The sequence below is a fragment of the Aestuariibaculum scopimerae genome (genome assembly GCF_059428085.1).
The window spans coordinates 1,556,348-1,570,726 of the sequence record NZ_CM182089.1; the positions used below are offsets into that span (position 1 = coordinate 1,556,348).

9 protein-coding genes are annotated in these 14,379 nt (G+C 37.2%); 8 read left to right on the forward strand and 1 reads right to left on the reverse strand.

All coding sequences use genetic code 11. From position 1 onward, the window contains the following. The first annotated feature begins 79 nt into the window (after positions 1-79). The 7 genes from AC5SR4_RS06810 (at position 80) to AC5SR4_RS06840 (ending at position 11,924) form a co-directional block, all read left to right on the forward strand. Positions 80-1,294, forward strand: a complete 1,215-nt coding sequence (locus AC5SR4_RS06810; RefSeq protein ID WP_495358786.1) for a FecR family protein — start codon at positions 80-82, stop codon at positions 1,292-1,294. A gap of 306 nt (positions 1,295-1,600) precedes the next feature. Beyond that, positions 1,601-4,855 (forward strand): SusC/RagA family TonB-linked outer membrane protein, encoded by a 3,255-nt coding sequence (locus tag AC5SR4_RS06815; RefSeq protein ID WP_495358787.1) that lies wholly within the window; start codon positions 1,601-1,603, stop codon positions 4,853-4,855. A 13-nt stretch (positions 4,856-4,868) separates the two neighbouring features. After that, positions 4,869-6,311, forward strand: coding sequence for a RagB/SusD family nutrient uptake outer membrane protein (locus tag AC5SR4_RS06820; protein ID WP_495358788.1), 1,443 nt, complete (start codon positions 4,869-4,871; stop codon positions 6,309-6,311). 272 nt (positions 6,312-6,583) lie between these two features. Then, positions 6,584-7,876: a TlpA family protein disulfide reductase gene (locus AC5SR4_RS06825; RefSeq protein ID WP_495358789.1), complete on the forward strand. Its 1,293-nt coding sequence runs from the start codon at positions 6,584-6,586 to the stop codon at positions 7,874-7,876. 28 nt (positions 7,877-7,904) lie between these two features. Continuing rightward, on the forward strand, positions 7,905-8,840 hold the full coding sequence (locus AC5SR4_RS06830; protein ID WP_495358790.1) for an ABC transporter ATP-binding protein: 936 nt from the start codon (positions 7,905-7,907) through the stop codon (positions 8,838-8,840). Positions 8,841-8,855: 15 nt separating this feature from the next. Further along, positions 8,856-11,168, forward strand: a complete 2,313-nt coding sequence (locus AC5SR4_RS06835) for a Gldg family protein (RefSeq protein ID WP_495358791.1) — start codon at positions 8,856-8,858, stop codon at positions 11,166-11,168. Between the two features lie 30 nt (positions 11,169-11,198). Continuing rightward, positions 11,199-11,924, forward strand: coding sequence for a hypothetical protein (locus AC5SR4_RS06840; RefSeq protein ID WP_495358792.1), 726 nt, complete (start codon positions 11,199-11,201; stop codon positions 11,922-11,924). 137 nt (positions 11,925-12,061) lie between these two features. Here AC5SR4_RS06840 and AC5SR4_RS06845 read toward each other — a convergent pair whose 3' ends face one another. Continuing rightward, positions 12,062-12,646 carry an RNA polymerase sigma factor gene (locus tag AC5SR4_RS06845; protein WP_495358793.1) on the reverse strand — a complete coding sequence of 195 codons (585 nt, stop codon included), beginning with the start codon at positions 12,644-12,646 and terminating at the stop codon, positions 12,062-12,064. Positions 12,647-12,780: 134 nt separating this feature from the next. On the opposite strand from AC5SR4_RS06845, the gene AC5SR4_RS06850 reads away from it, so the two are divergent. After that, the gene (locus tag AC5SR4_RS06850) at positions 12,781-14,052 is read left to right on the forward strand and encodes a FecR family protein (protein WP_495358794.1); all 1,272 of its coding nucleotides are present in this window, start codon (positions 12,781-12,783) and stop codon (positions 14,050-14,052) included. The last annotated feature ends 327 nt before the right edge of the window (positions 14,053-14,379 follow it).

Consider the following 14,379-nt stretch of genomic DNA (forward strand, 5'->3'; position numbering starts at 1 on the left):
GCAAATGTAAAATTTTTTTCCATAAAACATAGGGTTATGGAATTTGGCAGCCGTCTTGTAACAAAATAACCTGCATAACATGGCAAATAATATTAAAACCATATTAGCGAAAGTAATGCTTGGAGAAGCATCGGCTCCAGAGATGGGGCAGTTGGAAGCATGGCTTGCTAAGCCATCAAACCAAATCGAGTTCCAACAGTATTTAAAAACCCATTTGGCTATTACCAATCGATTTGAACAATTTAATACTCCAAAATCTAAAACCCAATTACTAGCTTATATCCATGCAGAAAAACAAGTTTTAAAACAACAACAAACCCGTCGCCGTTACCTAAGGATTGCAAAATACACTGCAGCCGCAGCCATGTTTATAGGGCTGTTAGCTATTGGCTATTGGTTTACCCAGTACCCAACACCCAACACCCAGAACCCTGTAATCGTCAACAATCAAATAAAAACAGGCAGCAACAAAGCCACGTTGACGTTAGAAGACGGATCGATAGTAACTCTAGAAAAAGGAACTAATTATCAAACAACATACGCCAGCAGTAATGGCGAGCAAATCGTTTACAGTTCGGCCGAAAGTAGCGTACAGCCTAAAGCCTATAGCGTAGAGCGGGCAGTCAACACCTTGACTGTTCCCAGAGGTGGCCAATACCAATTAGCTTTGGCCGATGGTACACGCGTTTGGCTTAACTCCGAAACCCAAATACAATACCCGGTAGCCTTCTTAGACGGCCAACCCCGCGAAGTCACCCTCGTTTACGGTGAAGCCTATTTTGACGTATCCCCAAGTACCGACCACAAAGGCTCCCATTTTAAAGTCATGAACAGCGGGCAGGAAATAGAAGTCCTAGGTACCGAGTTCAACATCAAAGCCTACAAAGACGAAACCCACATATACACCACCCTAGTAGAAGGCAAAGTAGCCATTACGCCAATGGCCAATGGCCAAAAGCTAACGGCTAGCAGCCAACGGCTAGCCCCCAACCAACAATCCACCCTAAACCCAAACACCGAAACCCTAATCATTTCTAAAGTAGATGTAGGTATAGAAACAGCTTGGCGCGTTGGCAATTTTAATTTTATAAATGGTAAGTCCCTAAAAGAGATTATGAAAGTATTATCACGTTGGTACGATTTTGATGTGGTATTTAAAAATAAAGATTTAGAAAATGTACAGTTTGTAGGGGTTCTTAGCAAACACCAAGATATAGATAAAATTTTAGCAGCAATTAAGTCTACGTCCATTAATGGCTATGAAATACGAGACAAGACCATTATTATTAAATAGAGAACAGTAAAACAAAAAAGTATAATAAAATTAATTAACCACTAAAAACCATAATATATGAAAAGATACTCCACTTAAGAAAGCATAATAGATACAAGACCAATGGATTTTACCAAAGAAAATTATCTAACGTCTGGTATCTAAAAAAAACAGGGAGAAACGTTTAACCCGTCTAAAAGTGAAACCATTCCTCCCGTTTGCCATTATTAATTAATTAAAAAATTTAACCAATTAACAACAAGCAAATTTATGGAAATTAAATTAACTTATGTCAAATTTCTATTTAGAAGACGACTTTTAAAACTCATGATGCGAACACTCATTTTCTTATGCTGTGCCGTGGTGTTCAGTTTAACGCCTAACAGCATGGTATCGCAAAACACCAAAGTTAGCATTGAAGCCGATAATACCCTTACAGTTGATGAGGTGTTCTACCTAATCATGAAGCAAACAGATTATAAATTTATTTATGAAGCGGGTATCTTCAACAACTTTCCTAAGGTACCCGTTAAAAAAGGCAACATCAATGCCAACACCTTATTAAACAAAAGTTTATCGGGGGGCGATCTTAATATTATAGTAAGTACCGACAATACGATTATCATTAAAGAAGCCCATACTAAACAACAAATACAGGTTTCTGGTAAAGTAACCGATGAAAATGGTGTAGGCATCCCGGGTACCACCATACTTATAAAAGGCACTACCAAAGGAACTGCTACAGATATCAATGGAAACTTTACCATTACGGTATCCAACCCAGAGAATGTATTGGTGTTTTCGGCTTTGGGTTTTGCTTCTCAAGAAATCACTGTAGGTAAACAAACTTCAATAAATGTTACTCTTAAAGAGAGCTTTAGTGAATTAGATCAAGTAACCATTAATGCAGGGTATTATAAAACATCGCAAAGAGAAGCCACAGGAAATATAGCTAGAGTGAATAAAAAAACCATTGAAAAACAACCTGTAAACAACCCTATTGGAGCACTTCAAGGTTATGTTTCTGGGGTAGACATTAGACAAACAGCAGGAACACCTGGTAGTGGATTTGAAATTGAAATACGGGGTAAAAATTTTATAAATGGAGATTCCAGCCCTTTATTTATTGTTGATGGTGTGCCTTTTGGTTCAGAATCGTTAGAATCAAGTAGCATATCTGCAAGTATAAACCAAGGGAATGTAAGCCCTTTAAATGCCATTAATCCACAAGATATTGAAAGCATTGAAATTTTAAAAGAAGCAGATGCTACTGCTATTTACGGATCTAGAGGAGCCAATGGGGTTATATTAATTACAACAAAAAAAGGGAAAGCTGGAAAAACCCAATTTATGGGAAATGTAAGTACTACTTTAGGTCAAGTTAGTCATTTCAGAGATTTAATGAATACCGAGCAGTACCTAGAAGTTAGAAGGGAAGGTATTGTAGGTGATGGTTATGGTGCATTCTTAGAAGATCCATTTTATGATTTTGTTTGGCCCGATATTAAAAACTGGGATCAAAACCGCTATACCGATTGGCAAAAAGAACTAATAGGAGGTAATGCTTACAGGAATATTATGCAACTTTCGGTTTCTGGAGGTAGTAGTCAAACCCAATTTTTAGTTAGTGGAGCGCATCAAGATGAAACCACCGTTTTTCCTGGTGATTCCAACTATAAAAAAACCACGGTACATAGTAACCTAAACCACCAATCTAAAGATGGCCGTTTTAAACTAAATTTTACCACCAATTATGCTGTTGAGAAAAACAACTTACCCCGAACAGATTTAACAGACAAAGCCTATAAGCTAGAACCCAATGCCCCTGCATTGTATGATGAGGAAGGTAATATAAATTGGGAAAACAATACATTCGATAATCCATTGGCTTCTTTAGAAGAGGATTATCAAGTACGTATTAATACGCTTATAGCTAACATGGGGATATCTTATTTAATACTTCCCAAATTAGAGTTCAAAACAAGTCTGGGTTATAACAATAACGATCTTAATTCAAATAGAATTTTGCCACATACAGCACGAAACCCTAGATTTGGTTTTACCTCCAAAAGCTATTCACAAATTAACATTAATATGTCTAATCGTAATTCATGGATTATTGAGCCTCAGTTAAATTGGCATCAGCAATGGAATAATGTAAAACTGGATGTGTTGTTGGGGTCTACATTTCAACATGAAACCACAGAGCAGTTTGTGCAAAGAGGTAGGGGCTTTGCAAGCAATAAACTAATTTACAATATCTCGGCGGCACAAACTGTAGAAGTACTTTCCGATACCGATAGCGAATACAAGTACCAAGCATTTTTTGGGCGTATTAATGTAAAGTTTCGAGACAAATATATTGTAAACTTAACAGGAAGACGAGATGGATCGTCTCGTTTTGGACCAGGAAAGCAGTTTGGTAATTTTGGAGCTGTAGGCGCAGCATGGATTTTTTCCAATGAAGCTTTTTTAAAGGATAACCCGGTGTTAAACTTTGGTAAACTAAGAGCCAGTTATGGTACTACAGGAAGTGATAATATTGGAAATTACAGGTTTTTAGACACCTATACTTCAACTAGTGATGATTACAATGGGACCAGTACATTAGAGCCCACAGGGATTTTCAATCCACTATTAGCTTGGGAAGAAAACAAAAAACTAGAAACGGCCTTAGAACTGGGCTTTTTTAAAGATCGCATATTTTTAACAGCAGCATGGTACCAAAATAGGTCATCCAATCAATTAATAGGAATTCCTTTAGCGGCTACGACGGGCTTTGGTAGTTTAGATGGGAATTTTGATGCCGTAGTACAAAATACAGGTGTTGAATTAGACCTTAACACGATTAATGTTCAGGGAGAAGATTTTAGATGGACTACAACCTTTAATATAACGATACCAAAAAATAAACTAGTGAAATTTGATGACATTGAAAATTCAACATTTGCTAATAGATATATAGAAGGTAAATCTTTAAATATTGTTCGTTTTTATCGTGCTTTAGGAGTTAATCCCGATACTGGGATTTATGAGTTTGAAGATTTTAATGAAGATGGTATCATCGATAGGGTTGATGATCGTCAAATCATCAAGGATTTCACACCCGAATTTTATGGTGGTTTAGGCAACTCCATAAGCTATAAAAATGTGTCTTTAGATTTTTTCTTTCAGTTTAAAAAGCAATTGGGGTACAACTTTTTTAGAGATGGAGTCATTTCTGGGTTTAGACGAAATGGCCCTGCAGAACTATATAACCGTTGGCAAGAGCCAGGAGACATTACCGCTATACAAAGGGCCAGTGCAGGTTTAGATTTTGGCAATGGTTTAGGATTTGCTAGTGATTTGCAACGGGACAGTGATGCTGCTGTAACCGATGCATCTTTTATTAGGTTACGCAACATATCATTAACCTACAAAGTACCAAAAAGTATAAGCTATGGTATGGATGTTAGTGTGTATTTGCAGGGTCAAAATGTATTTACAATTACAGGATATGATTATAGGGATCCAGATCAAAGAGCAAGTTATATTTTACCACCGCTACGACAATTCACGCTGGGATTAAACTTACAGTTTTAAATTAAAAATTAGAATGATGAATCATATAGAAAAAAACATATATAAAAAAGCATCTTATCGAGGGGGCTTTAAAAACCTAATAAAAATGACAAAGAATGTACTCCTTCCCTTTTTGGTTTTAGGGGTAACGGCCTGTTCAGATTTTGTAGAGATCGATCCACCAAAAAACACATTGGTTACAAAAACCGTGTTTGAAGATGCCGAAACCGTAGAATCGGCATTGGCAAATGTATACGTTAAAATGCGAGATGACGGTATGGTATCTGGAAACTATGGGTTGGGTATTTTAATGGCATCCTATAGCGACGATTTAGATTATTATAGTTCTAATACAGAGTTTATAAGAATGTATGAGCATGGTGTTATAAATACCAGCCCTACAGCATTAAATTGGTGGACCCACGCCTATAATATTATCTACGCGGTTAATGATGTTATCCAGGGTGTTGAGAATTCAAGCGCTTTAAAAGCCGATCAAAAAAAAGAATATAAGGGGCAGGCCCTGTTTGTTCGTGGGTATATGCATAGTTTATTAGTAGCACTTTATGGCGATGTGCCATATATAACCACAACTAATTATATAGAAAACAACAGGGTTAGCCGGATGCCAGAAAGTGAGGTATATGCCAAAGTTATTGAAGATCTTGAGGAAGCTATTAGTTTGTTGGGAGATACTTATATAAGTGGCGAACATGTTGTGCCCAATAAATTGGTGGCAAAGGCCTTGTTGGCCAGAATTTATCTTTATACCGAAAATTGGGAGTTGGCAGAATCGACGGCTTCAGAGGTTATAAGTAAGTTTAGTCTAGAGCCAGACGTAACCAAGGTTTTTTTAAAGGAATCTTCAGAGGCCATATGGCAATTTAAGCCAGATGATTATCCTGAAAACAATACCACAGAAGCCCGTTGGTTAATCATTCAATTTATCCCAGGACAATCATATGCTGTAACAGATAGTTTATTAGCAGCATTTGAGGATGGCGATTTACGATTGGATAATTGGATTGGCAGTCATACAAGTACAGTAGATGGGGTAACCACGTTACACTTTGCTTATAAGTATAAAGAAATGTTTAGTACAACAGAATTATCTTTAGAGTACACCATTATTTTTAGGCTACCCGAACAATATTTAATCCGTGCCGAGGCTAGGGCGCATTTAAATGACATTGATGGTGCACAGCAAGATTTGAATACCATTAGGAATAGAGCGGGCTTAGATGATACCACGGCCGCAACTACCAGCGATTTAGTGGATGCCATTCTACAGGAACGTCGGGTAGAACTTTTTACCGAACAAGGGCACCGTTGGTTTGACTTAAAACGATTGGGTAAGGCAACTGAGGTTCTAAGCCCTGTAAAGTCCAATTGGAAAGATACAGATATACTACTGCCTATCCCTGCCAACGAAATTGAGTTAAATCCAAATTTAAAACCCCAAAACCTAGGGTACTAACCAAAGCAGCCATAATATACATATTCATACTACCACCCTCTTAGTTAGAGGGTAGGTAGATAGGATATGGTTTGTTAAAATTTCATTCCAAAATGTACCACATAATGCTTCAAACATATAATCATTAAGTACAAATGTCATAAGCAAAATAGAGATTAAAAACATTAAAAAAACAAAAAGCAATGGAACATACATTTAAAAGAATTTCAACAATACAGCTAGTCATATGCTTGTGTTTAACTATTAGCGGGTGGGGTCAAGAAAAAACGGCAATGCATTTGCAAGCCAAAGCAGCTTGGGAAGTGTTAGATAGCATTAAAGACCATTTTGGTGCGCCCAAAAAAGAGATGTCTTTTTTGGAAAGGCGCCAACATGATGATAGTATCGCTACTAAAAAAAGTAAGCTGGCAGCAGCTTTTTTAAGGGATTATCCCAATAGTCCGCATTACGAAGATGTATTTGTCATGTATTTCCATCCTACTTTTGAGCCGTATTTCATTCAGGAAAAAATTTCAGATAGTCTGGTCCAGATATTAAACCAACTGTCTGTTCAATTAAGAGAAGCTACGTCTCGTAATTTAAAAACCAAGCTTGTAAGTAAGCTTAACAGAACACTGCCTATAAACAATCAAGCTTTAGAACAATGGTTACAATATGGGAATACCTTGGTAGAAAAAGGGCTAGAATCAAACACCTCTCCAGATTATAAAATAAAGCTTGAACAGCGGTTGCTTAATCGGGATATTGGTCTGGCATTAAAGCGTTATCAAGCTTTGTATAAAGATCCAAACGAAACAAGTTATTGGCAACAATTTAATGCCCAATATTGGGATCCTTACCGTTTGCGTGTGGTAGCCCTGTTAAACAAATACCCCAACAATGTATCTATGGCATCCCATGTTCAAAACTTTATTGGTTACGTTTCAAATTACGCCCCAGCTCTTAAAGAACCCTATTGGAACTATTTTCTTGAATTAACAGGGGGGGATAATCCACAGGCAAATCAAGAAGCATTTAAAGATTTACATGCCAAGGCCAAGGAAAACTTGGCAGCGATAAGGCTTTTAAAAGTAGTAGACCCCAATAAACCATTAAAAATGACATTTACCAGTATGGATGGCCATATTGTAGACCTTGAAGCCATGAGGGGAAAAGTGGTTTTAATTGATTTTTGGTCCATTAGGTGTTTGCCATGTATAAAAGAAATGCCCCATGTAGCTGCCATGTACAAAAAGTATCGTGATCAAGGTTTTGAAGTAGTGGGTATTGTAGCCGAAGGTGATGGAGCAAGGGAAGCCGTTTTAAAAATTACTGAAAACGCGCACGCCACATGGCCACAAAGTCTAGATAAAGGAAAAACAGCCACTATTAGCTACCACTCCCTATTCAATATACATTCATTGCCCACAGTTTGGTTATTGGACAAAGCAGGTAAAATAGTAGACAAGCAAGCTCGAGGAAAGCGTTTAGAACCCCTTATTCGTAAGCATTTAGGGCTTAAACCATTGGAGTTTAATTATAGAAACCCATCATTTCAGTTTAACACAAAGGGTAAAAAACAATAAAAAGTATTTATATAAAAAAATAATGTTAATGGAAAATACAAGATTAAAGATTGAAAACCTCTCCCATCAATACACTTCCCAATGGGCCGTTAAAGATGTTAGTTTTGATATTAAACACAATGGGGTTATTGGGTTATTGGGGTCAAACGGTGCAGGTAAATCTACTTTAATGAACACCATGTGTGGCGCTTTATATCAAACTAAAGGCGATATTTTTATAAATGGTATAGATATTAGAAAAACGCCCAAAGAAGCCAAAAAGCAAATAGGGTTCTTACCCCAAAAAGCGCCCCTTCATCTAGATTTAACTGTAGACGAATACTTGTGGCATTGTGCCAAATTAAGGCTTATAAATAAGCATACTATACAGGAAGCCATAAACGAAGCTAAAGTTAAATGCGGCATCATGCATTTTAGCAATAGGTTGCTAAGAAATCTCTCTGGAGGGTACCAACAACGGGTGGGTATAGCACAAGCTATTGTACACAAACCCCCATTTGTAGTATTGGATGAGCCAACCAATGGCTTAGACCCCAATCAAATTATAGAAGTTAGAAACCTTATAAAAAATATAGCAAAAGATTGTTCTGTATTAGTATCTACACACATCCTATCGGAAGTGGAAGCCATTTGCGACCATATAAAAATGATTGAAAATGGCATTATGGTTTTTGAGGGGACTATAGAGGACTTTCATAATGTTATAAAAACAAATACCATTTTAGTAAAAATGAGTGCGCCTCCTACTATTAAAGAACTAGAACAGATAAACGGTATAGATGCCGTAGAGCCGTTAAATACCAAAGGAGTATTTAGGTTTAAGATTACCAATGAAAAAGAAACCCTAGAGCATATCATTAAACAAAGCATAGAAAGCCACTGGCGTTTATATGAGATTAGTGTTGAGAAAGCCACTTTAGAAGAGACCTTTGCGGCATTATCAAAAAAAGAGTTTGTTAATTAAAACCAAAACGAATTTATGAATACCATCTTAAATATTACAAAAACAGAACTTAAAACCCTGTTCTATTCTCCCATAGCTTGGCTTATTTTGGTCATTTTTACCATACAGGCCAATATTACATTTACAGACCTCTTTGAATTATTGTTAAAGCTCTCAGAATCGGGCAGGAGTTTTTATGATATTACAACCAGAATCTTTACCGAAACCATTGGAGGCAGAACGGTTTTCGTAAAAATACAAAACAACCTATTCCTTTATATTCCTTTATTAACTATGGGTTTAATGAGTCGTGAAATTAGTAGCGGTTCTATAAAACTACTGTTCTCCTCTCCTGTTTCATCATATCAAATTGTACTTGGCAAGTATTTTACTATGTTGTTTTACGGGTTCATTCTTATAGTTATTTTATCAATTTCGGTCATTTTTGGAAGTATGGGCATTAAAGATTTGGACGTGCCATACCTGCTTTCAGGATTGTTGGGTATTTATTTGCTAATATGTGCTTATTCGGCCATTGGCCTGTTTATGTCGGCACTTACATCCTATCAAGTTGTTGCTGCCTTTAGTACATTAGCCCTTTTAGGGGCCTTAAATTATGTAGGCACCATTGGGCAGGGTATAGAGTTTGTTAGGGAAATAACCTATTGGCTGTCTATGTCCGGTCGTTCAGAAACCATGATTTCTGGTTTAATAACCAGTGAGGATGTTGTCTATTTTTTAATAGTTATAGCCATATTTTTAGGGTTTACTATTGTTAAGTTAGAAGCTGGTAGAATACGAAAAAAGTTTGTAAACTTTGGCAGGTATGCGCTTATTCTTTTAGTAGGTACTATGGTAGGGTTTGTCTTTTCAAGACCAACCATAAAATCGTATCTAGATGTTACGGCTACTAAGCACAATACCCTTAGGGAAAATAGTCAGGAGGTAATAAAGAACATAGATGGCAAGTTAACCATAACCACCTATGTAAATGTTTTGGGCTATCATATGTACTATGGCGTTCCCAATAGAATTAAAATGGATATGGAGCGTTTCGATAAATATATCCGTTTTAAACCAGATATCAAGTTAAAGTATGTTTACTATTGGAATACCCCAACAAACAATCCTTATATCTATCAACGTTACCCCGATAGTTCAGAAGAAGAGATGGCAAAAAAAGTATGCGATCTTTACAATATAAACTTTAAAAAACTTTTAGGTCCAGAGCAAGTAAAACATATAGGTTTAATGGATGAGGACAATGTGTTTGTAAGACTTGTTGAGCATGAAAACGGACAGAAAACCTTCCTTAGAATTTTTAAAGACATGTACGTTATGCCTGACGAAAAGGAAATAACCGTAGCTTTTAAGCGCATTGTTAAAAACAGCATAAAAGTTGGGTTTTTAATCGGTCATGGTGAACGAGAGGTCTACAGTACAGGAGATGGCGACTATAGTAAGGCAACCGTTTTAAAAAACTATAGAGAGGCCCTAATAAATAATGGCTTTGATTTTGAAAATGTTAGCCTATCAAAAGACGACATTCCCGCAGATATTGATATTTTGGTTGTGGCAGATGCCAAAACACCGCTATCTGAACTAGAGCAAAAAAGGTTAAATACATATATTAAAAATGGAGGCAACATGCTTATTGCGGCAGAGCCTGGTAAAAGAGAATATATGGCACCCATAGCCAACCAGGTGGGTGTTGGTTTTAAAGAAGGTGTTATAGTAGAGCCCAGCAAAGACTTTTCTCCAGCATTGGTTATAAACAACCTAATGCCCAAAATTTCTGAGGAAATATCCTTTGTGTTTGAAGATATGGCTGTGCGAAACGAAAAAGTGACCATGCTAGAAGGCATGGGGCTAGAGTATTCCTTGGCCAAAGAAAAGGGATATCATGTAACGCCCCTTTTGCAAACCAAGTGGCGCGGTTGTTGGAACGAATTAGATTCTACAAATTTTGAAGAGGACAACATAAACTTAAACCCAGAGCTGGGAGAAATTGAAAAACCATACGAAATGGCTGTTGCGCTTAGTAAACAAACGGCAGGTAAGGCACAACGTATTGTAGTATTGGGCGATGCAGATTGTTTAAGCAATAGCGAAGCTTTCATAAAACGGGAAGGGTTAACAATAAATAATCCAGCATTCCTAACGGGTATTTTTGAGTGGCTTTCAAACAACCAATTTCCTGTAGATGTTCGAGAACCAGAATTTCCAGATAACGGATTTACAACAAGTCTTTCAACATTTAAAATCTGGAAAATAGTACTTATATGGGGGCTTCCATTGGTAATTATCATTGCCTATTTGTCCATTTGGCTTAGTAGAAGAAAAAAATAATTCAACCTTTAAAACAATAAAAATAAACAGATGAAACACGTTAATTTAATTTTTATGTTTTTGTGTTTAAGTATGATCTTAAATGCACAAACGGCCGAAGAAATCATTGAAAAACATATTGAAAAATTAGGAGGTAAAAAAGCATGGAACCATATACAATCCATCCAATTAAAAGGCGAGTTTGTTACTTCTTTTGGATCGAATGAAATTCTCACCATAAGTAAAAAAGGAAGACTTGTAGGAAACAAAATAGAAAATGGCAAACGGGTGGCACAATTTGCTTTTGATGGCACCTATTATTGGGATCTGGATTACCACACCAATAAGCTTACCAAAAGAGGGAAAAATATATCGTTAAAATCTAAAAAAGGAGCTAATGAATTTCCCTTAATGTTATTAAAAGCAAAAGACCTGGGCTATAAAATAGCATTATTGGGCGAAGAGGATATCATGGGTGAAGCTTGCTATAAGCTAAAAATAACAAAAGGTAAAATTTTTATAAAAGGCAAAGAAGTGGATGACGAATCGATATCCTTCATTAATAAAGAAACTTATTTAGAAGCATTAACAGAAACAAGAAATATAAGAAGCGATGATATAGTATATACCTATTACCAAGATTACAAAGAAGTAAATGGGGTGTTGTTGCCCTTTGCCATGACTTGGTTTATTAATGACCATCAATATACAATAAATGTAAAATCGTATGTTTTGAATGAGACCATTGATGATGCCATATTTAAGTTTGAAGATTAATGTGCTCCAATAATTTACCTATCAATAGTTTAAAGCACCACAATCCCGTGGTGTTTTTTTATGCTTGTCTTGTTAAAACTTCAACCCAAGAGAAAAGTTTAAATGCATGCAAAATGTAACCCTGAACTCATAACGCGTTAATCCCAACGCGCCAATCCCAGCGTTCTAGATATTAAAAACAAAATCAAAGGATCATCCTTATCAAAGCTTTGTCGTATCTTTTTATAGGCAATACGCATTTGCGACTCCACCGTTTTTAAAGACACGCCCAATTGTTCGGCAATTTCGGCATACTTAAGCCCCTGGAATTTATTTAAGTATAAAACCTCTTGGCATTTGGGAGGTAGTTCATCAATAACGGCCTTTAGTTTAGCAATGCGTTGTTCCAGGATGTCGGCATCCTCGTCCACACGGTTGCGCAGGGCCTCTTCCTTAAGTTGCGCATATACCGTTTGTTGGGTTTTTAGGTGGCGGTAGCTATCAATAAACAAATTACGGCTAGTTTGGTACAAATACTGCTTGGCGGCTTTAGCGTTTTTAATTACGGCCCGCTTGTTCCACAGGGCAATAAAGGCCTGTTGCGTAATGTCCTCGGCCTCGGCAGTATCGTGTGTTAACGTAGTAGTATAACCCAAGAGCGCTTTATAATGTAAGTTGAAAAACGCTTTAAACGCCGTTTCGCTACCCTGCTGTATGGCTATGCCCAAGTCGTTTTGTTCCATACCAATTTTAAAAGGTTAAATACCGCTTAATAAAATAAAAAGTAAAGGTATAAATTAATTTATTAAATTTTTTTTAAGGGTTTTTTCAAACTCATTCGTTACATAAGCATAATAGTAACCCAAAATACAGCATTTTGAAAGTTTTAATACACAAATTTATAGCCAATACACTAACCGATGCCGAGATGGAAACCTTGTTGGAGTGGTTGCGCAAACCAGAGCACAAAGCCACATTTATGGCCCATGTGCAAGACGATTACGACATTAATCAATTATACCAGAAGCCCGATTTAGAAGTAGCCTATAAAAAACTATGGCAAAAAATACAAGCCTCACAAAAACCCGTTAAAAAGTTACGCACCAAGTGGTTTAAATACAGCGCCGCTGCAGCGATTTTACTTTTAGCCGCGATTACCATCTTAATCCAGACCAATGTCATTCCGAGCGCAGTCGAGGAATCTCACCCAATAATCGTCAACAATCAAATAAAAACAGGTAGCAACAAAGCTACTTTGGCCCTAGAAGACGGTTCTGTCGTAGTCTTAGAAAAAGGGCAAGCGTATCAAACAAAATACGCCAGCAGCAATGGCGAGCAACTAGTTTACAACCCGGCAAAAGGTAGCGTACAGCCTAAAGCCTATAGCGTAGAGCGGGCAGTCAACACCTTGACTGTTCCCAGAGGTGGGCAGTATCAATTGGCTTTGGCCGACGGCACCCAAGTATGGCTCAACTCCGAAACCCAAATACAATACCCCGTTAACTTTATAACAGGCCAACCCCGCGAAGTCACCCTAGTTTACGGCGAAGCCTATTTTGACGTTACCCCAAGCACCGACCACGGTGGCTCTAAATTTAGAGTATTGTCACCCAACATAGCGTCATTGCGAGAAGTTCCGACTATAGTCGGAGGGAAGCAATCTCCTCCATTAACAGACAACCTCACCCAAATAGTCGAAGTCCTAGGCACCGAGTTCAACATCAAAGCCTACAAAGACGAAACCAACATATACACCACCCTAGTAGAGGGCAAAGTATCTGTCACCCCAAGTACAGTTGAGAAGTCTCAATACGCAATACCCAATACTCAAATCTTAAAACCTAACCAACAATCCACCCTAAACCTACAAACGGGCCACATTACCCTAGCCAAAGATGTAGACGTTTACCGTGCCATCGCTTGGCGCGAAGGTGTGTTCAGCTTTAAAAACAAACCGCTTAAGGACATCATGGCCGTACTGGCACGCTGGTATAATATAGAGGTAGTGTTTAAAGACAAAGCCCTAGAAACAAAAACCTTTAACGGTAGCCTAGATAAAAAACTAAGTATAGTAGACATATTAAACATCATTACCAACATGAACAACATACAGTACGAAATACGGGGCACAACGGTTGTGCTTAAATGAGTGAAAAGTTAAAAGTGAAAAACTAAAAACTAAAAGTGAAAAACTAAAAGTGAAGAGTGAAAAATACCTCGTAGCGGTTTAAGCATTGTAGCAAAAATGTTATAACGCTACATAAATTCCCCGTAGGGGATAAACAAAAATAACCAAAAGTGAAAAACCATTTTATATAAATAAGTAAACAATTGAAATTAAAAAGTAATAATAAGTATATTTATAGAAGCTAGAAGCTAGAAGCTAGAAGCTAGAAGCCAGAAGCTAGAAGCTAAAAACTAAAAGTGAAAAACTAAAACAAGTTCGGAGTTCAGAGCGTCTAATAATCTAAAAATC

Bases quoted from the DNA above. Each gene is read 5' to 3' on its own strand.
- AC5SR4_RS06810 (WP_495358786.1), top strand. From the start codon at position 80: ATGGCAAATAATATTAAAACCATATTAGCGAAAGTAATGCTTGGAGAA.
- AC5SR4_RS06845 (WP_495358793.1), bottom strand. From the start codon at position 12,646: ATGGAACAAAACGACTTGGGCATAGCCATACAGCAGGGTAGCGAAACG.
- AC5SR4_RS06840 (WP_495358792.1), top strand. From the start codon at position 11,199: ATGAAACACGTTAATTTAATTTTTATGTTTTTGTGTTTAAGTATGATC.
- AC5SR4_RS06830 (WP_495358790.1), top strand. From the start codon at position 7,905: ATGGAAAATACAAGATTAAAGATTGAAAACCTCTCCCATCAATACACT.
- AC5SR4_RS06820 (WP_495358788.1), top strand. From the start codon at position 4,869: ATGATGAATCATATAGAAAAAAACATATATAAAAAAGCATCTTATCGA.
- AC5SR4_RS06825 (WP_495358789.1), top strand. From the start codon at position 6,584: ATGCATTTGCAAGCCAAAGCAGCTTGGGAAGTGTTAGATAGCATTAAA.
- AC5SR4_RS06835 (WP_495358791.1), top strand. From the start codon at position 8,856: ATGAATACCATCTTAAATATTACAAAAACAGAACTTAAAACCCTGTTC.
- AC5SR4_RS06815 (WP_495358787.1), top strand. From the start codon at position 1,601: ATGATGCGAACACTCATTTTCTTATGCTGTGCCGTGGTGTTCAGTTTA.